This is a genomic window from Streptomyces sp. MspMP-M5 (assembly GCF_000373585.1).
In the GTDB taxonomy this organism is placed as follows: Bacteria; Actinomycetota; Actinomycetes; order Streptomycetales; family Streptomycetaceae; genus Streptomyces.
Genome location: NZ_KB891918.1, coordinates 36,696 through 59,392, shown reverse-complemented (window position 1 = coordinate 59,392; position 22,697 = coordinate 36,696). Strand labels below are relative to the sequence as shown.

Sequence of the window (22,697 nt, the reverse complement as noted above, 5' to 3'; positions counted from 1 at the left end):
GTGGTGTCCTTCGAATTCGGGAGGTTCAACGGGCAGACCTGTGCCGCCCCCGCGCGGCAGGTCCTTCGGACGCGGAGCGGTCTGCCCTAGCCGGGGAATTCGAGGATTTCTTCGGCCCGTCGGCGCGTCGGGGCGCCATCGGCCGTACGGACGCCACCCGGCAGCAGCCGGAAGCGCGGGGAGTCCGCCGGAACGGCGGCGTGCTGGTCCCCACCGCGGGGACCGTGGCCGTCGCCCGCGGTGTGCGCGGGCGGCGCGGCCGGACCCTGCGGGCCCTGGCCCGGCAGGCCGTGGCGACCGGCGTCGCGCTGCGAAAGCGCGCCGGGACGGTGCTGGTGCCGTGCGACGGCCAGGTGCTGCGGCGCGTCAGTGCAGTGCGCCGGGCGGAACAGGTGCGAAGCGGCCGGACCGTCGCCGGTCGGCGCGGCACCCGGACCCGCCGGGGCGCCGCCGAGCGTCCCGCCGTGCGCGGGCGTGCCACCGTCGCCGGGCCGCCCCGGGTGGGTGCCGACGGGGAGGTGGACGGGCAGCGCACCGCCGACCGTCTCCCCGATCCCGCCGATCTCCTTGACCACGCCGGTCACCTCGCCCACCGGGCCGGTGAGCCGTCCGGTGACCGGTGCGGCGGCCCGCTCGACGGGGCGCACCGCGCCCTCGACGGTGGCCGCCGCGGTGTCGGTCCCACGGGCGATTCCGGCGTCTGCCGCCCGGCCCTGGTGCGCCAACGCGGCCCCGGACTCCGGCAGTCGGCCGGTGTGACGGGTGGCGGTGGCGCCCTCCGGGGCCTGGGCCCCGGTCAGCGCGGGTGCGGCCGGGTGGCCGTCGGCGGGCGTGCGGTCGGCGGCGTGTGCGCCGGTGCCGAAGGCGATGCCGAGGAGGACGAAGCCGATCAGGAAGAGCCCCGCCAGCAGTGCGCGCCGTACGGCCACGGTGCGCGGCAGGCGCACGGCGGCAGGCAGGGCGAACACAGCGGACAAGGAGGGGACCTTCCCATACGGACGGGGACAGCCGGGCGCAATGCCTCGGTGTCGCACCCGTCACGGGTGATCGAGCGATGCCCTGATCCTTGCACGACACGCCAGGTGCCACGCAAGTCCCCCCGGGTTTCCTGTCACCGTTGCTCCGCCATGTCCGGTATGGGCAGCGGCCTCTTTTCCAGTGCGGCCGCCATCACCTCCGGGAACCGGTCGGGTGTACAGGCGAACGCCGGTGCCCCCAGGGCCGCGAGGGCCGCGGCGTGCTCCCGGTCATAGACGGGCGCTCCTTCGTCGGACAGCGCGAGCAGGGTCACGAACTGCACGCCGGACGCCTTCATCGCGGCGACCCGCTTGAGCATCTCGCCGCGTATCCCGCCCTCGTAGAGGTCGCTGATGAGGACGACGACGGTGTCGGCGGGGCGGTGGATCCGCGACTGGCAGTACGCCAGCGCCCGGTTGATGTCCGTACCGCCGCCGAGCTGGGTGCCGAACAGCAGCTCCACCGGGTCGTCCAGGTGGTCCGTCAGGTCGGTGACGGCGGTGTCGAAGACGACCAGCCGGGTGTCGAGGGCCCGCATCGAGGCCAGGACCGCCCCGAACACCGAGGCGTACACCACGGAGGCGGCCATCGACCCGGACTGGTCGATGCAGAGCACCACGTCCTTCGTCGCCGACCGTGCGGCGCGGCCGTATCCGATGAGCCGCTCGGGGACGACGGTGCGGTGTTCCGGGAGGTAGTGCCGGAGGTTGGCGCGGATGGTGCGGTCCCAGTCGATGGCGCGGTGCCGCGGGCGGCTGGTCCGGGCGGTGCGGTCCAGCGCCCCGGTGAGCGTGGCCCGGGTGCGGGTGGCCAACCGCTGCTCCAGCTCCGCGACGACCTTGCGGACGACGGCCCGGGCGGTCTCCCTGGTGGTCTCCGGCATCACCTTGTTCAGTGAGAGCAGGGTGCCCACGAGGTGGACGTCGGCCTCGACGGCCTCCAGCATCTCCGGTTCGAGCAGCAGCTCGGACAGTCCCAGGCGGTCGATGGCGTCCCGCTGCAGCACCTGCACCACGGACGACGGGAAGTAGGTGCGGATGTCACCGAGCCAGCGGGCGACCTGGGGTGCCGACGCGCCGAGCCCGGCGGCCCGGGTCCCGCCGTCGTCCCGTGCGCCACGGCCCGGCCGCCGGTGCTGCCGCTGCTGTCCGTAGAGGGCCTCCAGCGCCCCGTCCATCGCGGCGTCCCTGCCGCGCAGTTGGCAGCCGGTGCCGTCCGCTCCGGCCGCCCCGCCCAGCACCAGCCGCCACCGTCGCAGCCGCTCCGGGTCCCGTTCGGTCGTGCTCGTCATCTCCTCGCCCCCGTCAGCTCGTTGGTCCTGTGTCGCGGGTCGGTCGCCTTGCCCGTGGCGGCCGTGCCCTCCCCGATGGCGCCGCCGCGCCTGCTGTGCGCGCCGACTCCTTCGCCTGCTTCTGCGCCGGCCTCTTCTCCGGCCTCTTCCTCCACGTCTTCGTAGCCGTGCTCGGGTATTCCCAGCAGGAGGCGGAGGGTGGGGAGGACGGCGGCGGCGCGGTCGCGGTCCAGGCCGGGGCCGAAGCCGGGCGCCGCCGGCTCCGGGGGGGCGCCGCCGGGGTGGCGGGAGGCGTCGGCCGGGCCGCGGCGGACCAGCTCGCCGAGGGTGCGCCGGACTCCGGTGTCGTACGCGGCGAACGTGCGCCGCAGCAGCGGCAGGACGTCGGTGAACGCGGCGTCCGGTACCCGCGTCAGCCAGGCGTCCACCAGTGCCAGCAGCCGCTCGTCGTGGACCAGCAGCAAACCGCCGTCCGGGCCGCCCACGAATCCCTCGATCCAGCCTGCGGCGTCGGCGGGCGGGGTGCCGGGCGAGAGGGCGAGTGCCATCAGCCGCTCCGCGCCCTCGCCGGACAGTCGTCCGTCGTCCAGCAGCAATCGGGTGGCTTGTCCGCGGAGCAGCCCGGGGACGGCCTCCCGTTCGGCGAGCGCCCGGAGCACCGCCGCCCAGCGCTCCCGTAGGGGCGCGGGCGGGGCCTCGCCGGTCGTCGTCCGGTCCGGTGCCCCGCCGTTCTCGTCGTTGTCGTCGCTGTCGTCGCTGCCGTCGCATTCATCGTTCTCGTCGCTTTCATCGTTCTCGTCGTTCTGCTCCGCGACCTGTCCGAGGAGGCCGACGGCCTGGTGGGTGGTGTCGAGGTGGCCGCGCATCTCGGCCGCTCCGTCGGCGTCGAGGCCCGCACAGGCCGGGGGCAGGCCGACGAAGATCCGGCCGGCCAGGCCCAGCGCCACCTCGCGGAGCCCGGCGGCGTCGGTGCCGCGGACATCCCCGTAGCGCACCGAGCGGACCAGGGCGGGCAGGGCCTGGGCGAGGTGGCCGACATCGGCGTCGAGGGCCGCACGGTCCGCCAGTGCCCGCATGACCACGGGCAGGGCGTCGGGCAGCCCGGCGAGCAGACAGCGCTCGGCGAGCGCGGTCACCTCGGCGAGCGTGCCGGCCTCCGCGGCGTCGGCGGCAGCCTTGGCGGTGGCTGCCGCGAGCACGGTCGTGCCCCAGATGCCGGCCTCCGCGACCCGCACCGACAGCTCCGGCTCCCAGCGCAACCGCCAGGTCTCCCGGAAGGTACCGGTACTGCCCCGGGAACGGACCGGCTCGCCCCAGGGGATGCCGAGCAGCCGCAAGCGGTGCAGCAGCCTGCTGCGACCGGCGTCGGTCTCCTTGCGGAGGTCCAACTCCAGCTCCCGCTCGGCCGCTTCGGCCTTAAGCCGCAGGGACCGCCGGCAGCGGTCGAGATTCCGTTGGAGAGGGACTGCCGGGGCGTCTTCGGGGACCCGGCCCAGGACGTCGCCGACCACCAGGCGGTCGCGGATCAGTGCGGCGGGCACGTCGGAGCCGTCGCCCATCACGGCGCGGACGGCGTCGTCGAGTTCGGAAAGGCCGGGCAGCGGGCGGCCGCGGACCGCGGCGAGCCCCTCGGCGAGCCGCACCGCCTCGATGACATGCGCGGACGAGACGGGGTAATCCTCTTCGCGGAGCAGTCGGGCGGCCTTGGTCAGCCAACGTTCTACGGGACGGTCGGCGGCTTCGAAGAGGTGGCCGTACCAGCCGGGTGAGGCGATGCCGGCGCCGTAACCGCTGCGTCGGGCGAGCCGCCGGTGGGTCCACGGCACCCAGGTCAGTGCCGTCCTGACCTTCGGCAGGCCCTTGAGGAGCTGCCGGTCGGCGGCCGCCGTGGTGTGAGGGCCGGTGCGCTGCCGCCGCCCGTCCGGGAGGGCCAGTGCGGGGACGTGCCAGGCCCCGCAGACGACCGCGACCCGATCGCCGAACTCACGCCGCGCGGCCCGGAGTCGGAGCCGCATATGGGCCTCCCGGAGCGCGTCGCGGTGGTCTCCGCCTTCGCCGTACGCCGCACGCAACTCCCCCATGGCCTCGGCGAGCGCGGCGAACGGAGCCAGCGCATCCGCGCCAGACCCGGGCTCGGCGCGGTGCTCGACCGCGTCCTCCCACCAGCGCTCGGGATCGTCGTGCCCGGCGGCTTCGGCGAGCACCCGCAGCGGGTCCAGCCGCGCGGCCCGCGGCTCTCCACCTTTCGCGTCCTCGGCCTGCTCGCCGGGACCCGCCTCCGCACCGGGCACCGTCTCCCCATTCGGTACCGCCACCCGGTCCGGCATCGCCTTACCGTCCGGTACCGCCTCACCGTCCGGCATCGCCCCACCGTCCGGCATCGCCTCCCCCGCCGGCATCGCCAGCGTGTGCGCCGCCGGAAGGTCGATGAAGCGCACCGGAACGTCGTGCTCCAGTGCCCAGCGCAGGGCCACCCACTCCGGGGAGAAGGCGGCCAGGGGCCAGAACGCCGCGCGGCCCGGGTCGTCCACGGCGTGCGCCAGCAGGGCGACCGGCGGCCGCATCTCCGGGCGGGCGGCCAGCGGCACCAGGGCGTCCGCCTCCGGTGGCCCCTCGATCAGCACCGCGCGGGGTGCGCACTCCTCCAGCGCGGCCCGCACCGCCCGTGCCGAGCCCGGACCGTGGTGCCGCACCCCCAGCAACACCGGCCCCGACGCTCCGTTTCCGCCGGTCATACGCCCACCTCCCGGCAGGCGCGGTAGAAGTCCTTCCAGCCGTCGCGCTCGCGCACCACGCTTTCCAGGTATTCCTGCCAGACGACGCGGTCGGCGGCCGGATCGCGGACCACCGCACCGAGGATGCCGACGGCCATGTCCCCTGGGCGCAGCACGCCGTCCCCGAAGTGGGTGGCCAGAGCGAGGCCGTTGGTGACCACCGAGATCGCCTCGGCCGTGGAGAGCGTGCCCGTCGGCGACTTGAGCTTGGTACGGCCGTCGGTCGTGACGCCGTCCCGCAGCTCGCGGAAGACCGTGACCACCCGGCGGATCTCGTCCATCCCCCGGGGCGCCGGAGGGAGTTGGAGTGAGCGCCCGATCTGCTCGACGCGTCGCGTGACGATGTCCACCTCCTCCTCCGGTGTGGCGGGCAGCGGCAGCACGACGGTGTTGAAGCGGCGGCGCAGCGCGCTGGAGAGGTCGTTGACCCCGCGGTCGCGGTCGTTGGCCGTGGCGATCAGGTTGAAACCGCGGACGGCCTGCACCTCCTGGCCCAGCTCCGGTATCGGCAGGGTCTTCTCCGACAGGACGGTGATCAGGGCATCCTGGACATCGGCCGGGATCCGGGTCAGCTCCTCCACCCGCGCGGTCATGCCCTGCGCCATCGCCCGCATCACGGGGCCGGGCACCAGGGCGTCGGGGGTGGGGCCGTGGGCGAGCAGCTGGGCGTAGTTCCAGCCGTAGCGGATCGCCTCTTCCGGGGTGCCGGCGGTGCCCTGGACCAGCAGGGTGGAGTCGCCGCTGACCGCCGCCGCGAGGTGCTCCGAGACCCAGGTCTTGGCGGTGCCGGGCACGCCGAGCAGCAGCAGTGCGCGGTCGGTGGCGAGGGTCGTCACCGCGACCTCGATGATCCGCCGCGGGCCGACGTACTTGGGTGTGATGACCGTGCCGTCGGCGAGCGTGCCGCCGAGCAGATACGTCGCGACCGCCCATGGTGAGAGCCGCCAGCGCTCCGGCCGGGGCCGGTCGTCGGCGGCCGCGAGCGCCGCCAGCTCCTTCGCGAAGGCGACTTCGGCGTGCGGTCGCAGTACGTCCCCGGCCGCGGGGCGCGCCCGGCCCTTCGTCGTGTTGCCGTTCTCGCTCATGCTTCCCCCTCGTCGCACGATGTGCGGCCGGCACCCCGCGCGGAACCCGCCGGCCGCTTGCGGTTCCAAGCCTGCACCAGACCACTGACAATCCCGCTAAAACCGGCTCCGACCTGCGGAGTTGGCGTCGACGGAGGGCGATTGTCAGTGGCGCGTCGTAGCGTCGAAGACAGCGAATCCGCAGCGGTTCGGCGGCAGAGGTTCGACAGGGGTTCGACAGGTTCGACAGCGGTTCGACGGAAGTCCGCAGGGGGATCGGATGAATCTGCAGGAAGAACGCAGGACGACGGACGAGGTGCTCGCGCCGGCACCTGACGGGGGCCCGCGCGCCACGGACGGAAAGCTCGACGCGGCCCGCCGGCGCGCGGCCCGCCGCAGGCAGCGAATCGGCGCCGGAGCCACGGAGTTGGAGCAGCGGCTGGAGGATCTCCTGCACTCCGGTCTCGCGGCGAGCGGCCGCGCCACCGGCGCCGCCTCCCCGACGGGCGTGGACGGGACCGGTGGCTCGGCCGGGCCGGACTCCTGGGAGGAGACCGCCGCCCGCATGGTCGATGCCCAGGCGCCCGGGCTCGCCTCCCGAGCAAGGGAGTTGGCCGTCCTCGCCTCCTCCGGCCCGGACTGGCCGTCCCGTCTGCTGGAGGAGTGCGCCCTGCTGCACCTTCTCGACCAGGCGTTCCTGGGGCTCGAACGCCTCCCGGTGCCGCTGGCGGCGACGGTCCGCGCCCGGGTCGGCCTGACCACGGAGGCCGCGGACGTCCTGTCCGACCCGGACTCGGTGACGATCCGGGACCGCTGGCTCGTCCTCGCCCAACAGGACGGCGAGGAGGGCGCGTTGACCAGCCGCCGGATCTTCCTCCGCGGCGAGCGGACCGGCCGGATGGCACTGCACCTTTCCTTCGGCGGCCCGCACCGCCCCCTGGAGGTGGCCCTGCCACCCGGTCTGCTGCTCGACGCCGACCTGGCCTACTACCCGGGGGCCCGGCCGCTGCGCGTCGCCCTCGGCGAGCGCCACTCCCCTGCGGTCCCGGGACCGGTCCCGCCCGGCTGCGGCATCGACGCCGCGCTGGCCGCATACGGCCACGCGCTGCGCGACGACCCGTGGCTGGACTCCTGGCCGGTGGTGCTCACGGACGTCACGCCCATACCGGACGGGGAGGGCCGCGGCTGGCAACTGGCCGACTCCGACGGCGAGTCCGCGCTCCCCCTGGACCCGCGCTGCCTGGGCCGTACGGCTCTGTGGCAGCTGGCGGCCATATCGGGCGGCGCACCGGTCACGGTCTTCGGCACCTGCGGCCATCGGGGCTTCCTGCCACTGACGGCCTGGGACCCCTCGCCGGTGCCACTGCCCCTGTGAGCCGCGGCGTGCCGCACAGCGGCCCACCACCGGCAGCGCCGCCCCACCGCCCCTCGCCCACCGCTCGCCGCGCCGGCACCCCCGGCGCGCCAGGCCCCGTCCGCGCACCACCCTCCCCGGAGGCAGGGCATGCCAACCACATCCACGACACCCGACACACCGACGACACTCCACACATCCACGACACCCGACACACCGACGACACTCCACACATCGACGACATCCAACACACCGATGACACCCAACACACCTACGCCAACCGCCACTTCCACCACTTACACCACACCCACCGCGTCCCCAGCCCTCGACGCCCCCGACGCCTCCAATGTCCCCGCCGCTACCCCGGCCCCCTGGTCCGACCTGGTGAGCGCCGCGCTCCTCGGTGTCGCCCGGCGTACCCCGCCGGTGGCCGTCCGGGCCGGGCAGAGCCCCGCGGCGGCGCTGCTGGACGCGGCGGCGGTGAGCACCGTGCGGCGGCGCTCCGCGCTGCGCCCCGCCCCCGCCGGTGAACGGCCCGCGCCGGCCCCCGTCGACCCGCGCCCGCCGCTGCCGCCGGCCGCCCGGCGCCGGCTCGCGCTGCTGCTCGCCGATCGCGATCCGGGCTCCGGCGGCCGGCGCGGCACGGACCCCGATCTCACCGAACTGCTGCCCCAGTGGCTGTCAGCGGCCGACGAGCGCGGCTACCGCGCCCCCGAGGCACTGCTGCCCGCGCTGCTGGACGCCGCCCGGTCCCGTACGGATCTGCGGTCCGCCGCGCTCGCCCTGGCCGGCCCCCGCGGCCTGTGGCTGGCGCGGCTCAACGCCGACTGGAGGTTCGCGCTCCGCGGCATCGGCGGCCCGCTGTCGCTGCCGGGCGCGGACTCCTCCGAGGCGGTGCGACAGCTGTGGGAGGAGGGGCTGTTCGCGGAGCGGGTCGCGCTGCTGACGTCGGTGCGCCGGCGCGACCCGCGGGCCGGGCTGGAGCTGCTGGCCGCCACGTGGGCGACCGAGCGCGCCGAGGACCGCCTGCTGTTCCTGGACTCGCTCGGCGCCTGCCTGACGCCGGCCGACGAGCCGTTCCTGGAGCAGGCGTTGTCCGACCGCAGCCGCAATGTCCGCACCACCGCCGCGGAGCTGCTCTCCGCCCTGCCCGGCTCCGCACTCGCCGCCCGGATGGCCGAACGCAGCCTGGCCTGCGTCCGCCTGGCCGCCCCTGGCCCGGAGGAGCCGGCCCCCGGCGAGGTCCTCGTCCTCGATCCGCCGCGCGTCTGCGACGCCGGGATGCAGCGGGACGGCGTCGCACCGAAGCCGCCCTCCGGTCGGGGCGAACGCGCCTGGTGGCTCGGCCAGTTGGTGGAGGCGACGCCACTGGACCGCTGGCCCGCTCACCTGGGTGGCCGCAGCCCGGCGGAGATCGTCGCGCTCCCGGTGGCGGGCGACTGGCGGACGGAGCTGCACGACGCCTGGTGCCGCGCCGCGGTGCGTCAGCGGCACCCGGAGTGGGCCCGGGCGCTGCTGGGCGCGCCCGGCGATCCCGGCCAGGCCGCGGGCGAGCCGGCACCGGCCGGTTCGCCGGCACCGGCCGGTTCGTCCCGGGATCTGACGAAGCTGCTGACGGTCCTCCCGGGCGGTGAACGGGCGTCGTGGGTAGCCGAGTTCATCGCCGTCCACGGCCTGGCGGACGCCTTCCGGATGCTGGGCGTCTGTGCGGTCCCATGGTCCGACCCGCTGGGCCGGGCAGTGGTCGACGCGCTGGACATCGCCCGGGACGCGGGCAGCTATCCATGGAGCTTCAGCGGGGTGATGGGCCTGGCCGAGCGCTGCCTGGATCCGGCGGCGGCCGACCGGCTGGAGATGCTCACGGCGGTCACGGACGAGCCCGAGGGCGCCTCCCCGGGCTCCGGCGGCTACTGGTCCGAGGCGTTCCAGCGCCTGGTCGGCACGCTCCGTCTGCGCGCCACCATGCACGCCGAGCTCGCCGGGGAGCCGTCATGATCCCCGCGGCCGCCCACCGCCCGTGCGCCAGGACGGCGGGCCCGCTCCGACGACGGCGGCCGGAGCCGCCCCCGGGGACGGACCCGACCACCGTCACACACGAGCCGCCGTACGGACCGTCATGCGAGCCGTCATGGGGGCCGTCGGATGCGGTCCCCTCAGACAGCCAGCGGGCGCACGTTCGCGTTGACCCACGCCACGATCGAGGCGGTGGTCGCCCCCGGCGTGAAGATCTCCGCGACACCCTGCTCCTTCAGCGGCGCGATGTCCGCCTCCGGGATGATGCCGCCGCCGAAGACCTTGATGTCCGTTGCGTCCCGCTCCTCCAGGAGGGCGAGCACCTTCGCGAAGAGGGTGTTGTGGGCTCCGGAGAGGATGGACAGCCCGATGGCGTCGGCGTCCTCCTGGATCGCGGTGTCGACGATCTGCTCCGGGGTCTGGTGCAGCCCGGTGTAGATCACCTCCATACCGGCGTCCCGCAGCGCCCGGGCGATGACCTTGGCCCCCCGGTCGTGCCCGTCGAGCCCCGGCTTGGCGACGACGACCCGGATCGGCCCCGACCGGCCCACCGCTCCCTGGCCCTCCGACTGCGCCCCGTCCTGCCGCGCCACACTCATCCCTGCCTCCAAGCCATGCGCGACACCGCCAGGGCGGTGCCGCCGAGCCGACATCCGATCGCGCCACCGCGATCCGGCGGCCACGAGCGTGAACGAACGTTATCTACAGCATCCCGTACGCAGTCGTTTCGTGACATCCGGCGAGGGGGAAATCACACATGGGACACATTCGCCACGCGCCGCGCTCCGCGTGTCAGCCGCCGCCAGGGACGGCCGGCGCCACACACACGGGCCGGGCGTCCGGGGAGCCGCAGCCGGGTCGGCGCGGGGCCGCCGCATCGCGATCGCCGCTCACGGTTTCCCACAAGGGCATTCGGGGGTCGTCGCCGCCTCCCGCATGCCGTTCGGGAGGTCGGCCATGGGGGCTCTGCCTGTTCTCTCCGCACCCCTTCTCTTCCGTACGACGCTCATGGAGATGGGCGTGCTCGCCGCCCATCTCCTCCTCTATCCCACGGGCATCGCCCAGGAGCAACCCCTGCCCCTACCTTCCTCGGCCGGCGCCCCGGCCCGCCTGCCCACCGAGGGCCGCGCCCACCCGCCGGTCCTGCTGCTCCACGGCTTCGTGGACAACCGCTCGGTCTTCGTCCTGCTGCGCCGCTCCCTGCACCGGCACGGCTGGCGCCATGTCGAGGCGCTCAACTACTCCCCGCTGACCTGCGATCTGCGCCGGGCCGCCGAACTGCTGGGCCGCCATGTGGAGGAGTTCTGCGCCCGGACCGGCCACCGCCGGGTGGACATCGTCGGCCACAGCCTCGGCGGCCTGATCGCCCGCTATTACGTGCAGCGGCGTGGCGGCGACGCCCGCGTCCGGACGCTGGTCACGCTGGGCACCCCGCACTCCGGCACCCGGGTCGCGCCCCTGATGTCGGCGCATCCGATCGTCCGGCAAATGCGCCCGGATTCCCCGGTCATCGCGGAGTTGGCGTTGCCGGCGCCGCGCTGCCGGACGCGTTTCGTGGCGTTCTGGAGTCAGGAGGACCAGGTGATGGTGCCCGCCACCACCGCCCGGATCGACCACCCGGACCTGATGGCGGAGAACGTCCGGGTCATCGGCGTCGGCCACCTCGCGCTGCCGGTCAACGCCACCGTGGCGGCCGGTGTACGGGAGGCACTGACGTCCACCGAAGCGGCCGCCTCCGCCCGCGGAGCGATATCGGTCGCCTGAGGGGCGACCCGAGCGACCGCCCTGCCGCCGGGCGGACCGCCCAGCACCCTCCCCACTCCCCGCGCGGCCACTCCGGCCGCTTCTCCCCCCGCCTCCCGACCTCCCCTTTCCCCAAACGGACTTCTTTCCCCGAACGGACTTCGAACGAGCCGCCAAAAACGCGTATGCGCGCCGGCGAAAGGCGGCCAATTGCCCGGCGTCGCCGGGCCCGAAAGTTCGGGAAGATTGTCGCCGTCGCGTACCGCCGGGTACAGTCGCCGCTAATTCTCCTGCAGCCGAGGCGAAAGAGAAGTTGGTGGACGACCGTCACTCGTCGGGGGCTCAGCTTCCGACCGCCCCCGCTTCCGATGCCTCCTATGCACACCCGGCATACGGCGACGGTGACCCCCTCTTCGGTTCGCACCCCGGCGGCTACGACCACGGCGCCTACGACACCGGCGCCCACCCGGCGGCCCACCACCCCACCGACGCCTACGGAACGGGCAGTTACCCCACCGCCGGATACGACACCGGGTACCACACCGCCGCCTACGGAAACGCCGGCTACGACCCGTACGCACACACCGCCTACGACACCCCCGGCTACGGCACGGACACCACCGCCACCCCGTATGACGCCGGGTACGACACCGCGGCCTACGGGCCCGCCGGAGGCTTCGACTCCGCGCCCCAGGGCGGCGGCAGCGGCTACGGCACCGGCGGCTTCGACAACGGCGCGTACGCCGCCCACGGCACCGGCGCCACCTACGGGGACGCCCTCACCGGCGGCTACGACACGGGCAGTTACCCCGCCGGCGGTTACGCCCCCGCCGCCCACGACACCGCCTCCTACGACACCGGCTACGGCGCCGCGGCCTACGACACCGCCGCCTTCGCGGCCGCCGCCACCGCCGTCCAGGAGCCGATCGGCTACGAGGCCACCGCGGTCTGGTCGACCACGGACTACGCGGACTACGCCGGCCCCACCGCCTCGCCGTCCGCCCCGGCCCCCGGTATCCCGGCCCAGGCGGGCCCGCCCGCGGACGACACCGTCGCGGCCGACGACACCGTCCTGTGGGACGCGCCCCTCGCGTCGTTCGCCACCGGGCCCGCCGAGACCGCCGAGGCCGCGCGGTCCTCCGAGGGCGAGGCCACCGACCCCTCAGCCACCGATCCCTCGGGCACCGGCGCCGCGTCGATCGCCGAGGCGATGACCCAGGCGATGCCGGTCGCCGCCGTCCCGGACGAGGACGCCACCCCCGTGCCGGTCAGCGGTCCCGCGGCGGGCAAGAGCGTCCGCGGCGGCAACCGCGGCCGGCGGCGCCAGGCCAAGCGCTCGGCGCTGCTGACCGTCGCGGTGCCCTCGGTCGCCGCGATGGGTGTCTGCGCGGCGGCCGCGGCCTCGGTCGGCCAGTTCGGCGGGGACGAGAAGGACACCGCGACGGCCCAGGCGGCGCCGGACGCCGGTGCCGTGAAGCAGGCGACGGCGGCCAACAAGAAGCTGGACAGCCAGCTGGCCGGACTCAGCGCCAGCGCCCAGGACTTCCGCGAGCGGGCCAGCCGCACCCAGGAGCGGCTGGACCTCAAGGAGCGGCAGGATCTGGAGCGCAAGCGCAAGGCGGAGGAGGCGGCCCGCAAGGAGGCGGCGCGCCCCAAGTTCGTCCTGCCGGTCACCCAGCACGGCCTGAGCGCGCTCTTCGGCCAGGCCGGGGTGAACTGGATGTCGGTGCACACCGGCATCGACTTCCCGGTCAGCTACGGCACCCCGGTCATGTCGGCCACCGACGGCACCGTCCACACCCAGTGGAACTCCGCCTACGGCAACATGGCGATCGTGACCGCGCCCGACGGCACCGAGACCTGGTACTGCCACCTGAGCAGCACCAAGATCCGCTCCGGTTCGGTCAAGGCCGGCGAGACCATCGCCTACTCCGGCAACTCCGGCAACTCCACCGGCCCGCATCTGCACTTCGAGGTGAGACCCGGCGGCGGCGCGGCGGTCGACCCGATACCGTGGCTCCGCGCCCACGACCTCAACCCGTACTGAGCCCGTACGGGCCCGCGCGCCGCTGAGCGCGGGGAAGAAGCGCCCGGGGCCCGCCGCACACCGCGGCGGGCCCCGGGCGCTTTCCGCTCGGCGAGGGAGGGAACTAGAGCTTCTCCACCGGCGCGTAGCGCAGCAGCAGGCGCTTGGGCTTCTCGCCACCGAAGTCGATGGTCGCCTCGGCGTTGTCCCCGCTGCCCTTGACGCCGACGACGGTGCCCAGCCCGAAGCTGTCGTGGGTGACGCGGTCGCCGACGGCCAGCGAGACCACCGGACGGTCGGCGGCGCGCCGGGTCGCGAAGCCGCTCGGCCCCTTGGCCCGCGCCGACGACAGCGAGGCCCCGATCCCGCCGCCGATGCCTCCCCCGCCGGCGGAACCGCGCGACGACGACAGGCCGCCCATGGACGCGGACGGCGTCGCGGGGCCGGTGCGCTTCCAGTCCACGTACTCGTCCGGGATCTCCTCCAGGAAACGGGAGGCCGGGTTGTACGAGGGCTGGCCCCAGGCGCTGCGCATCGTCGAGCGGGTGACGTAGAGGCGCTCGCGGGCGCGGGTGATGCCGACGTAGGCGAGCCGGCGCTCCTCCTCCAGCTCCTTGGTCTGGCCGAGCGCCCGCATGTGCGGGAAGACGCCGTCCTCCATGCCGGTCAGGAAGACGACCGGGAACTCCAGGCCCTTGGCGGTGTGCAGGGTCATGAGGGTGATGACCCCCGTGCCGTCGTCGTCCTCGTCGGGGATCTGGTCGGAGTCGGCGACCAGGGCGACCTGCTCCAGGAACTCGGCGAGCGTACCGGGGCCCGCGGCGGCGGCCTCCGGCGCCGCGCCCGCACCGCGCTCCTGCTCGAACTCCAGGGCCACGGAGGCGAGTTCCTGGAGGTTCTCGATCCGGGTCTCGTCCTGGGGGTCGGTGGACGCCTGGAGTTCGGCGAGATAGCCGGTGCGCTCCATGACGGCCTCCAGGACCGTGGCGGGGCCGGCCCCGGACTCCACGATCGTGCGCAGCTCCTCCATCAGGACGTTGAACCGCTTGACGGCGTTGGCGGAGCGGGCGGCCATGCCGTACGCCTCGTCGACCCGGCGCAGCGCCTGCGGGAAGGTGATCTTCTCGCGCAGCGCCAGGGCCTCGATCATCGCCTCGGCGCGGTCGCCGATGCCGCGCTTGGGGACGTTGAGGATGCGGCGCAGCGGGACGGCGTCCTCGGGGTTGGCGAGCACCCGGAGGTAGGCGAGGATGTCGCGGACCTCTTTGCGCTCGTAGAAGCGCACGCCGCCGACGACCTTGTAGGGCAGCCCGACCCGGATGAAGATCTCCTCGAAGACGCGGGACTGGGCGTTGGTGCGGTAGAAGACCGCGACGTCGCCGGCCTTGGCGTCGCCGGCGTCGGTGAGCCGGTCGATCTCGTCGGCGACGAACTGGGCCTCGTCGTGCTCGGTGTCGGCGACATAGCCGGTGATCCTGGCGCCGGCGCCGGCGTCCGTCCAGAGGTTCTTGGGGCGGCGGTTCTCGTTGCGCTCGATGACGGCGTTGGCGGCGGAGAGGATCGTCTGCGAGGAGCGGTAGTTCTGCTCCAGCAGGATCGTGGTGGCGTCCGGATAGTCCTCCTCGAACTGGAGGATGTTGCGGATCGTGGCGCCGCGGAAGGCGTAGATCGACTGGTCCGCGTCGCCGACGACGCACAGTTCGGCGGCGGGCGTCTCGTCGGTGCCGGGGCCGACGAGCTCGCGGACGAGGGTGTACTGGGCGTGGTTGGTGTCCTGGTACTCGTCGACGAGGACGTGGCGGAAGCGGCGGCGGTAGTGCTCGGCGACGTCCGGGAACGCCTGGAGCAGATGGACCGTCGTCATGATGATGTCGTCGAAGTCCAGGGCGTTGGCCTCGCGCAGCCGGGCCTGGTACATCGCGTACGCCTGGGCCAGGGTCTTCTCGAAGCCTCCCCCAGACTCCGTCTGGGAGGTGCCCCCAGCGGCCGTGCCGGCGAAGGTCTCCTCGTCGATGAGCTCGTTCTTGAGGTTGGAGATCTTCGCGCTGAAGGACTTGGGCGGGAAGCGCTTGGGGTCCAGATCGAGATCGCGGCAGACCAGGGCCATCAGGCGCTTGGAGTCGGCCGCGTCGTAGATCGAGAAGGCGGAGGTGAAGCCGAGCTTCTTGGACTCGCGGCGCAGGATGCGCACGCAGGCGCTGTGGAAGGTGGAGACCCACATGGCGTGGGCGCGCGGGCCGACCAGCTGCTCGACGCGCTCCTTCATCTCGCCCGCGGCCTTGTTGGTGAAGGTGATCGCGAGGATCTGGCCGGGGTGGACGTGGCGCTCGGCGAGCAGGTGGGCGATGCGGTGGGTGAGCACCCGGGTCTTGCCGGAGCCGGCGCCGGCGACGATCAGCAGCGGGCCGCCGCTGTGGACCACGGCGGCCTTCTGCTGGTCGTTGAGCCCCTCCAGGAGCGCCGCCGGGTCGATCGCCGGGCGGGCGGCGCCGTCGCGGTAGTACGGCTCCCTGGGCGCGGGCGCGTCGAACCTCCCGCCGAAGAGGTCGGCGGGCATCTCCTCCGGGGCCGGGCCGTGCTCGTCCTCGGGAGGCGGCGGGGGCTCCTCGTCCGGAGGGCCGAGATCCGCCAGGAAGCTGTCGTCAAAGAGGCTGCTCATCGCCCACCGAGTCTAGGCCGCCGCACTGACAAGGTGTTGCGGAGTGGTGGATTGGCCGGTACGGCATCGGGCGGGGCGCGACCGTGTGCGGCCGTGCTCAAACCTGGGGCCGCTCACATTCAGGTCACAAAAAGGTTTCGGGCATATCGAACACCGGCCTTCACAGGAGCCACACGAGTTGGCTACGGTCTCGCTCGGGCAGCCCGCCGTCCCAGCGGACGACAGCGTTCGCACGGGCCGCCCCGCCGAGTCCGGGCCTGCCGTCAGGCACCCGGAGCCGGGGACCCACACGCACCACCGGGGTGAATCGACCGGTGCGGCCGTCGCCAGGCGGACGCACCGGTCGTAGGGCCAGCCTTCCGTCAGCACACCGCCCGAACCCTCCCCCAGCCCTGAACGGGCCGGGGGTACCCCCATCGCAACCCGGTAGGCGGTCCACGGAAGGAGTCGCCGGCCTTGGCGTCCCACCGCAAGCCGCGCACCCCCATACTCGCCACGCCCGGCGGCCGTCGTACGGCGGCCGGGCTCACCACGGCCGCCCTGGCCTCGGTCACGCTGCTCTCGCAGACCGCGAACGCCGCCCCCAAGGCGCCGCAGCCGTCCATCGAGGAGGTCAAGCAGCAGGTCGACGACCTGTACCAGCAGGCCGAGGTGGCCACCCAGAAGTACAACGCCGCCAAGGAGAAGGCGGACGGCCAGCAGCGCACCGTGGACCGCCTGCTCGACGAGGCGGCCCGGCGCGCGGACAAGATGAACGAGTCCCGGCGCCGGCTGGGCGCGTTCGCGTCGGCGCAGTACCAGACCGGCGGGATCAGCCCGACCGCCCAGCTGATGCTGGCCAGGGACCCGCAGCAGTTCGTCGACCGCAACCACCTGATGCAGCAGCTCACCGGGCGGCAGAAGCAGGCGATCACCGACTACCAGGAGCAGGCCGCGGCCGCCGCCCGCCAGCGGACGGAGGCGACCCACAGCCTGGAGGGCCTCCAGGAGTCGCAGGCGTCCCTGAAGGAGTCCAAGCGAAACGTTCAGGCCAAACTGGCCGAGGCCCGGCAGCTGCTGTCCCGGCTGACCGCCCAGGAGAAGGCGCGGCTGGCCGAACTGGAGCGGAAGAAGGAGCAGGAGGCCCAGCAAAAGGCCGCCGAGCAGGCCCGGAAGGAGGCCGAGAAGCGGCGGCAGCAGCCCGGCGGCGGCACCGGCCAGGACTCCGGCGGCGGCACGTCCGACGGCGGCACCTACTCCACCAAGGCCGAGAAGGCGCTCGCCTTCGCCCGCGCCCAGATGGGCAAGCCGTACGTCTGGGGCGCCACCGGGCCCAGCTCCTACGACTGCTCGGGCCTGACGCAGGCCGCATGGAAGGCGGCCGGGGTCGATCTGCCGCGCACCACCTGGGACCAGGTCAAGACCGGCTCCCGGGTCTCCACCGATCAACTCCAGCCCGGTGACCTGGTGTTCTTCTTCAACGACATCAGCCACGTCGGGATGTACATAGGCAGCGGCAAGATGATCCACGCGCCGCACCCGGGCGCCAGCGTCCGGGTGGAGTCGATCTACTTCATGCCGATCTACGGGAGCGTTCGGCCCGGGTAGCCGGCGTAACGGGCGCGCGTCCCGCGCGGGAAGCACCGGCGGGGCGGGCGCCCGTGGCCCGTGGGGCTCAGGTCCAGAGCACCGCGAGGAAGATGTTGAGCGTGGTGAGCCCGCCGACCGCGCCGAAGACCGGCTTGGGGAGCTTCTCCTCGTCGCGCTTGACGTAGACCAGCGCCAGGATCACCACCAGGACGGCCATCTTGATGCCGATCTTGATGTTGTTGAGCGAGTTGCCCTGCATCTGGTTCAGGCCGACCAGCACGATGCCGGTGACCAGCATCGTCAGCGCGCCGTGCAGCATCGCCGGCACGAAGCGGGCGGTGCCCGCGCCCATCGCCTTCATCTGGGTCAGGAAGCCGCCCAGGAGGGAGGCGATGCCGATGATGTGCAGGGCGACGAAGACATTGATTACTACGTCCATAGTGCTGGATCGTATCCGCCCCATAGCATGCCCTTTCCGGCAGGGCGCCCGCGATGCCCGCTTCGGTCAGGGCCCGCCGCCCCTCGGCCCCGTCCCGGTCGGAGGGCCGTTCGTCCCCGCGTCGCACGCGGTCGGAAACGGGCAATGCCGGGCAAGGGGGTTCTTCTGTGTGACCCCGGGCTTAGCTTCCTCCTTCAGACGACCGGGCCCGCACCCCGCCGGTCGCCTTCGCCCCGCAGGGAAGGAAGTGACGGCCGCCATGGCGTCGCACCACACGGCCGGTGAGCGGCCGCCGCTCGTACCGCCGCCGGCCCTGGCCCGTACCGGGCGCAGCACCCGCAGCGGGCTGCTCCTCGTCGCGGACCCGCAGCGCTATCTGGACGGCGCCACGGTGCTGGAGCGCACGGGCAGCCACCAGGCGACCGCGGTGGCGGGCTGGGCCCGCCGCCTCGGCAGCGTCCGCCGAGTCGGCAGCCGCCCCACGACCACCACGGACCGCCCACCGGATCCCACCGCCCCAGGGCTGCCGGAACAGGCCGGGCCCCACGCCGGGGGACGGTCCGGCCCCCGCGGGCCGGAGCAGCCTGGCTCCGGCGGGTCGGGGCAGGCCGGCTCCCTCGGTCCGGGGCAGCCAGGCTCCCGCGCCCTGGAGCCGTCAGGCTCCCGCCCCCCGGAACAGGCCGCTGCCGCCCCGTACGCCGCCGAGTGCTCCGCCCCACGCATTCCGGAGTCGGCCGCGACCGTGGCCGCACCGGCGCCGTCTGCGCTGCCCGCCCCGGCGCCCGGTGAGCGTGCTGCCCAGGCCGTGGCCTTCGCCCACGCCGCTCTCGGCAAGCCCTACGCCTGGGGCGCGACCGGCCCGGCCGCGTACGACTGCTCCGGGCTGACCCTGGCCGCCTGGAAGGCCGCCGGCGTCACCCTGCCCCGGACCACCTACACCCAGATCACCTCCGGCGCCCGCGTCACCTGGCCCCATCTCGCCCCGGGGGACCTGGTGTTCTTCTACTCCGGCATCAGCCACGTGGGCCTCTACATCGGCGGCGGCGAGATGATCCACGCCCCGCACCCGGGAGTGCCCGTCCAGATCGCCCCACTCGACCAACTGCCGTTCGCGGGCGCCACCCGCCCCGCGTAGCACGACCACCGCCCCGGGCCCGCCCGATCCACCGGAGGGCCGGCCGGTCAGGCCCGCAGGAACAGCCCGAACCAGCGGAAGATCTCGGGCACTTGGCGCTTCCACACCGGCACGGTGTGTCCGCCCGCGCCGGACGAGATCTGCTCGACGGTCACCGTCGTCGGCTTCTTCGCCAGCTCCTTCAGGCCCGTTCCGGCCTGGTAGCCGTCGCCGCTCGCGCCCGAGATGTACAGCGCGGTGCGGGGCGGCTTCCCGGCCGCGTTGGCGGACTTGAGGATGTGCAGCGGGTTGGTCTCGACGCGCAGCTTGGGGTCCTTGCCGGCGAGCGAGTCGCGTTCTATCGCCGGGTCGTTGTAGCCGGACATACCGACCGCGGCGCGGTACCGGTCCGGGTGGGCCAGCGCCAGTTTGGTGGCGCAGTGCGCGCCCGCCGAGTAGCCGGCCAGGCCCCACGAGTCCGGCTTGTCGCCGGCCCGGAAGTTGTCGATCACCATCTGGCGGACGTCGACGGTCAGCCAGCTGTCGGCGTTGACCTGGCCGGGGAGGTTGACGCACCCGCTGTCGGCGTTGGGCAGGACGTTGGTGCGCGGCGCCACCAGGATGAACGGCTTGACCGCCCCGCTCTGCATCAGCGACCCGAGCTGCTCGTTGGCCTTGAGCGAGCCGAACCAGGACTTGGCGGACCCGGGGTAGCCGGGCAGCAGCTCGACCACCGGGAACTTCTTGTTCTTGTAGGCGGGGTCGTTGTACTGCGGCGGCAGCCAGACGTACACCTCGCCGTTGACGCCGGAGATCTGGCCCTTGAGGTCGGTCATCTGGACGCCGGCGCCCAGCACCGGGTCGTCGGCCGGCCGGAAGTGCTGGAGCACCTTCGGCTGGTCCTTGAGGTTCTTGCCGCCCAGGCCGTCCGGGCCGAGGTTCCGGGCCTGGTCGATGTGGCCGCCGGTGCCGAGCAGGTCGCCCCAGCTGTCGTAGAGGTTGTTGGCGTTGTTGACCATGACGAAGACCACCGTGATGGCGGTGACCTGCGCGAACAACAGCATCAGCAGCCGTGACAGGCCCCGCAGCAGGGGCGGTCCGGCCACCTTGCCCCACAGGGCGAACGGCAGCACGACGGCGACGATCAACAGCAGGATCGAGAAGAGGAAGAAAGGCGTACCCGTCAGGCTCATCGGGATCTCGTCTCCAGGACGTATGCGCGTGGGGCGTGGGCGTGGTTCCGGCCCCGCCTTCGGCAGCGAGCCTCTCCGCGCCCTTAGATGGCGATCCACGCGATCCTGGTTGCCCGGCTTGGGGCCTTCTTTACGCGCCCCCTTCGCGCCCTCCACTGCGGGGGCGGCTCCCCATCGTCCGCCCCCGTGCGCCCCCTTCCCGGCGAAACCGCAGGTCAGACCAGTCGGCGAGCGGCCGCCCAGCGGGTGAGTTCATGGCGGTTGGAGAGCTGGAGCTTGCGCAGAACGGCCGAGACATGTGACTCAACCGTCTTGACGGAGATGAACAGCTGCTTGGCGATCTCCTTGTAGGCGTAGCCGCGGGCGATCAGCCGGAGCACCTCGCGCTCACGCTGGGTGAGGCGGTCCATGTCCTCGTCCACCGGCGGAGCGTCCGTCGAGGCGAAGGCGTCCAGGACGAAGCCGGCCAGCCGCGGCGAGAAGACCGCGTCGCCGTCGGCCACCCGGAAGATCGCGTCGACCAGATCGGTGCCGGTGATCGTCTTGGTGACATAGCCGCGGGCGCCGCCGCGGATGACCCCGATGACGTCCTCGGCCGCGTCGGAGACGGAGAGCGCCAGGAACCGCACCGGCCGCTCGGGGTCGGCCATCATCGCGGCGCTGCGGCGCAGCACCTCCACGCCGCCGCCCCCGGGGAGGTGCACGTCCAGGAGGACGACCTCGGGGCGGGTGGCGGTGATGACCGTGATCGCCTGGTCGACGTCGGCGGCCTCGCCGACCACCTCGACGCGGGTCTGCTCGGTCCGGCCGATCTCGGCCTGGACGCCGGTGCGGAACATCCGGTGGTCGTCGACCAGCACGACCCGTACGGTGCGGCTCTGGTCCTCGCCGCCGGCCTCTCCCTGCTGTGCGTCGTCGCTGCTCATCTCGTCCGTCCGTCCTTCGGTGTCTGCCCCGTCATGATTCCCTGCCCCGGGCCGCGGCGTTCCCGCGGGCCCGCGGCCGGCGCCGTCTCCCTCCGGGGCGGCCGGGAGTGCCGCCGCGCTCATTCCGGCGCCCCCTCTCCGCCGGTGCGGCGCTCGGTGCGGTCGCGGTCCTCGGTGCGCTCCATCTCCAGCTCGACGACGGTGCCGCCGTCGGGGGCGGCGCGCAGCCGGGCGGTGCCGCCGTTGCGCTCCATCCGGCCGATGATGGATTCCCGGACCCCCATCCGGTCGGCGGGGACCGCGTCCAGGTCGAAGCCGGGGCCGTGGTCGCGCACCGAGACGAAGACCGTACGGCCCTCCACCTCGGCGAAAACCTGGACGGCGCCGCCCTCGCCACCGTACTTGGCGGCGTTGACCATCGCCTCGCGCGCGGCCTGCATCTGGGCCCCGAGCGCCTCGTCCAGGGGGCAGTCGCCGACGACCACGACCTCGATGGGGACGCCGTGGTGGTCCTCGACCTCGGCGGCGGCCGCCCGCACGGCCTCGGCCAGCGTCGCCGGCTCCTCGTCCTCGTCCTTGCCGCGGCCCTCGGGTTTGTAGAGCCAGGCGCGCAGCTCGCGCTCCTGGGCGCGGGCCAGGCGGGCCACTTCCCTGGGGTCGTCGGCGTTGCGCTGGATCAGGGTGAGGGTGTGCAGGACGGAGTCGTGGACGTGCGCGGCGACCTCGGCGCGCTCCTGGGCGCGGATGCGCATCAGGCGTTCCTCGGAGAGGTCCTGGGTTATCCGCACGAGATAGGGGCCGGCGAGCAGGGCGATGCCGACGACGACGGCGAGCGCGGCCTGGAGCACCGAGCCGAGGTTCTGCACGGAGCCCTGGAGGAAGACGATGCCGGTGACGCCGGCGCCGACCAGGAGCACGCCGGCCGCACCGCGCACCATCGGCAGCACGCCCTTGCGGCGCCCCAGCTCCAGCCACTGGGCGCGGCGGGAGTTGTCCGCCTGGCGCCAGACCAGGGCGACGCCGGCGCCGATCAGCAGCACCGGCCAGAGATAGACGTTGGCCCGGCCCGGCTGGAACTTGGACGCCACGATCGCCGCCCCCGACAGGAGCGCGATCAGCGCCAGGACCTGCCCCTTGTCGGGCCTGCGGCCGAGCAGGCGCCGCCGGTCCTCCCCGGGTGCGGGCGGCCGGGTCTCGACGCCGCCGACGCCCAGCGGCACGAAGAACCAGAAGGCGGCGTAGAGCAGGGCGCCCATGCCGTCGGCCATGAAGAGCGCGACGAAGACGATCCGCACCCAGGAGACCGGGAGGCCGAGGTGACCGGCGAGACCGCGTGCCACGCCGCCGAGCAGCCGCCCCTCGGCGCTGCGGTAGAGCTTGCGCACGGGCGGGTCGTCGGGGTCCGGCGCCGGGGCGTAGATCGTCTCGGCGCGGGGGGGCGCTGTGGTCATGCCTCAGATCGTCACACGCCGACCGGGCCCGGGACATCAGGGTCGACCCTGAACCGTCCCTGAG

General features: G+C 73.7%; 15 protein-coding genes and 1 pseudogene. 6 read left to right on the top strand and 10 right to left on the bottom strand.

The window, feature by feature from the left end; all coding sequences use genetic code 11:
* Positions 1–86: 86 nt before the first annotated feature.
* From B073_RS0129240 to B073_RS0129225, 4 genes are all read right to left on the bottom strand, one after another.
* On the bottom strand, positions 87–977 hold the full coding sequence (locus B073_RS0129240; RefSeq protein ID WP_158690245.1) for a hypothetical protein: 891 nt from the start codon (positions 975–977) through the stop codon (positions 87–89).
* 134 nt (positions 978–1,111) lie between these two features.
* On the bottom strand, positions 1,112–2,308 hold the full coding sequence (locus B073_RS0129235; protein WP_018541636.1) for a VWA domain-containing protein: 1,197 nt from the start codon (positions 2,306–2,308) through the stop codon (positions 1,112–1,114).
* Positions 2,305–5,043 (bottom strand): DUF5682 family protein, encoded by a 2,739-nt coding sequence (locus tag B073_RS41450; RefSeq protein ID WP_063740915.1) that lies wholly within the window; start codon positions 5,041–5,043, stop codon positions 2,305–2,307. The genes B073_RS0129235 and B073_RS41450 overlap by 4 nt, the downstream gene beginning before the upstream one ends.
* Positions 5,040–6,167 carry an ATP-binding protein gene (locus B073_RS0129225; RefSeq protein WP_018541634.1) on the bottom strand — a complete coding sequence of 376 codons (1,128 nt, stop codon included), beginning with the start codon at positions 6,165–6,167 and terminating at the stop codon, positions 5,040–5,042. The genes B073_RS41450 and B073_RS0129225 overlap by 4 nt, the downstream gene beginning before the upstream one ends.
* Positions 6,168–6,426: 259 nt before the next feature.
* Here B073_RS0129225 and B073_RS41445 point away from each other — a divergent pair, with 259 nt between their 5' ends.
* On the top strand, positions 6,427–7,521 hold the full coding sequence (locus tag B073_RS41445) for a hypothetical protein (protein WP_018541633.1): 1,095 nt from the start codon (positions 6,427–6,429) through the stop codon (positions 7,519–7,521).
* Positions 7,522–7,755: 234 nt separating this feature from the next.
* Positions 7,756–9,495: a DUF5691 domain-containing protein gene (locus B073_RS0129215; protein WP_234025193.1), complete on the top strand. Its 1,740-nt coding sequence runs from the start codon at positions 7,756–7,758 to the stop codon at positions 9,493–9,495.
* A 158-nt stretch (positions 9,496–9,653) separates the two neighbouring features.
* Here the strand turns inward: B073_RS0129215 and B073_RS0129210 are convergent, their stop codons facing one another.
* Positions 9,654–10,064, bottom strand: coding sequence for a cobalamin B12-binding domain-containing protein (locus B073_RS0129210; RefSeq protein ID WP_026247837.1), 411 nt, complete (start codon positions 10,062–10,064; stop codon positions 9,654–9,656).
* Positions 10,065–10,470: 406 nt separating this feature from the next.
* Between B073_RS0129210 and B073_RS0129205 the strand changes: the two genes are divergently transcribed.
* Together B073_RS0129205 and B073_RS0129200 are read left to right on the top strand one after the other, a co-directional pair.
* A complete protein-coding gene (locus tag B073_RS0129205) occupies positions 10,471–11,277 on the top strand; it encodes an esterase/lipase family protein (RefSeq protein ID WP_026247836.1) in 807 nt (268 codons plus the stop codon).
* Between the two features lie 295 nt (positions 11,278–11,572).
* Entirely contained in the window at positions 11,573–13,303 is a 1,731-nt protein-coding gene (locus B073_RS0129200; RefSeq protein ID WP_018541629.1) for a M23 family metallopeptidase, read from the top strand.
* Positions 13,304–13,406: 103 nt separating this feature from the next.
* On the opposite strand, the gene pcrA is transcribed toward B073_RS0129200, so the two are convergent.
* A complete protein-coding gene (pcrA, locus tag B073_RS0129195) occupies positions 13,407–15,941 on the bottom strand; it encodes a DNA helicase PcrA (protein ID WP_018541628.1) in 2,535 nt (844 codons plus the stop codon).
* A 456-nt stretch (positions 15,942–16,397) separates the two neighbouring features.
* Between pcrA and B073_RS0129190 the strand changes: the two genes are divergently transcribed.
* On the top strand, positions 16,398–17,528 hold the full coding sequence (locus B073_RS0129190) for a C40 family peptidase (protein ID WP_018541627.1): 1,131 nt from the start codon (positions 16,398–16,400) through the stop codon (positions 17,526–17,528).
* Between the two features lie 67 nt (positions 17,529–17,595).
* Here the strand turns inward: B073_RS0129190 and B073_RS0129185 are convergent, their stop codons facing one another.
* Positions 17,596–17,949, bottom strand: coding sequence for a hypothetical protein (locus B073_RS0129185; RefSeq protein ID WP_018541626.1), 354 nt, complete (start codon positions 17,947–17,949; stop codon positions 17,596–17,598).
* A 769-nt stretch (positions 17,950–18,718) separates the two neighbouring features.
* Here B073_RS0129185 and B073_RS49410 point away from each other — a divergent pair.
* Positions 18,719–19,084: pseudogene (locus tag B073_RS49410) on the top strand (C40 family peptidase); the annotation flags it as partial.
* A gap of 47 nt (positions 19,085–19,131) precedes the next feature.
* Here the strand turns inward: B073_RS49410 and B073_RS0129175 are convergent.
* The 3 genes from B073_RS0129175 to B073_RS0129165 all read right to left on the bottom strand — a co-directional run bounded on the left by B073_RS0129175 (position 19,132) and on the right by B073_RS0129165 (position 22,633).
* Positions 19,132–20,256, bottom strand: a complete 1,125-nt coding sequence (locus tag B073_RS0129175) for an alpha/beta hydrolase (protein WP_018541624.1) — start codon at positions 20,254–20,256, stop codon at positions 19,132–19,134.
* Between the two features lie 215 nt (positions 20,257–20,471).
* A complete protein-coding gene (locus B073_RS0129170) occupies positions 20,472–21,182 on the bottom strand; it encodes a LuxR C-terminal-related transcriptional regulator (RefSeq protein WP_018541623.1) in 711 nt (236 codons plus the stop codon).
* A 119-nt stretch (positions 21,183–21,301) separates the two neighbouring features.
* A complete protein-coding gene (locus B073_RS0129165; RefSeq protein ID WP_018541622.1) occupies positions 21,302–22,633 on the bottom strand; it encodes an ATP-binding protein in 1,332 nt (443 codons plus the stop codon).
* Positions 22,634–22,697 lie beyond the last annotated feature (64 nt).

What these genes read in the sequence shown, in the direction of transcription:
- B073_RS0129235 (WP_018541636.1), bottom strand. Translation starts at nt 2,308, where the DNA reads ATGACGAGCACGACCGAACGGGACCCGGAGCGGCTGCGACGGTGGCGG.
- B073_RS41450 (WP_063740915.1), bottom strand. Translation starts at nt 5,043, where the DNA reads ATGACCGGCGGAAACGGAGCGTCGGGGCCGGTGTTGCTGGGGGTGCGG.
- B073_RS0129225 (WP_018541634.1), bottom strand. Translation starts at nt 6,167, where the DNA reads ATGAGCGAGAACGGCAACACGACGAAGGGCCGGGCGCGCCCCGCGGCC.
- B073_RS41445 (WP_018541633.1), top strand. Translation starts at nt 6,427, where the DNA reads ATGAATCTGCAGGAAGAACGCAGGACGACGGACGAGGTGCTCGCGCCG.
- B073_RS0129215 (WP_234025193.1), top strand. Translation starts at nt 7,756, where the DNA reads ATGACACCCAACACACCTACGCCAACCGCCACTTCCACCACTTACACC.
- B073_RS0129205 (WP_026247836.1), top strand. Translation starts at nt 10,471, where the DNA reads ATGGGGGCTCTGCCTGTTCTCTCCGCACCCCTTCTCTTCCGTACGACG.
- pcrA (WP_018541628.1), bottom strand. Translation starts at nt 15,941, where the DNA reads ATGAGCAGCCTCTTTGACGACAGCTTCCTGGCGGATCTCGGCCCTCCG.
- B073_RS0129185 (WP_018541626.1), bottom strand. Translation starts at nt 17,949, where the DNA reads ATGGACGTAGTAATCAATGTCTTCGTCGCCCTGCACATCATCGGCATC.
- B073_RS0129175 (WP_018541624.1), bottom strand. Translation starts at nt 20,256, where the DNA reads ATGAGCCTGACGGGTACGCCTTTCTTCCTCTTCTCGATCCTGCTGTTG.
- B073_RS0129170 (WP_018541623.1), bottom strand. Translation starts at nt 21,182, where the DNA reads ATGAGCAGCGACGACGCACAGCAGGGAGAGGCCGGCGGCGAGGACCAG.
- B073_RS0129165 (WP_018541622.1), bottom strand. Translation starts at nt 22,633, where the DNA reads ATGACCACAGCGCCCCCCCGCGCCGAGACGATCTACGCCCCGGCGCCG.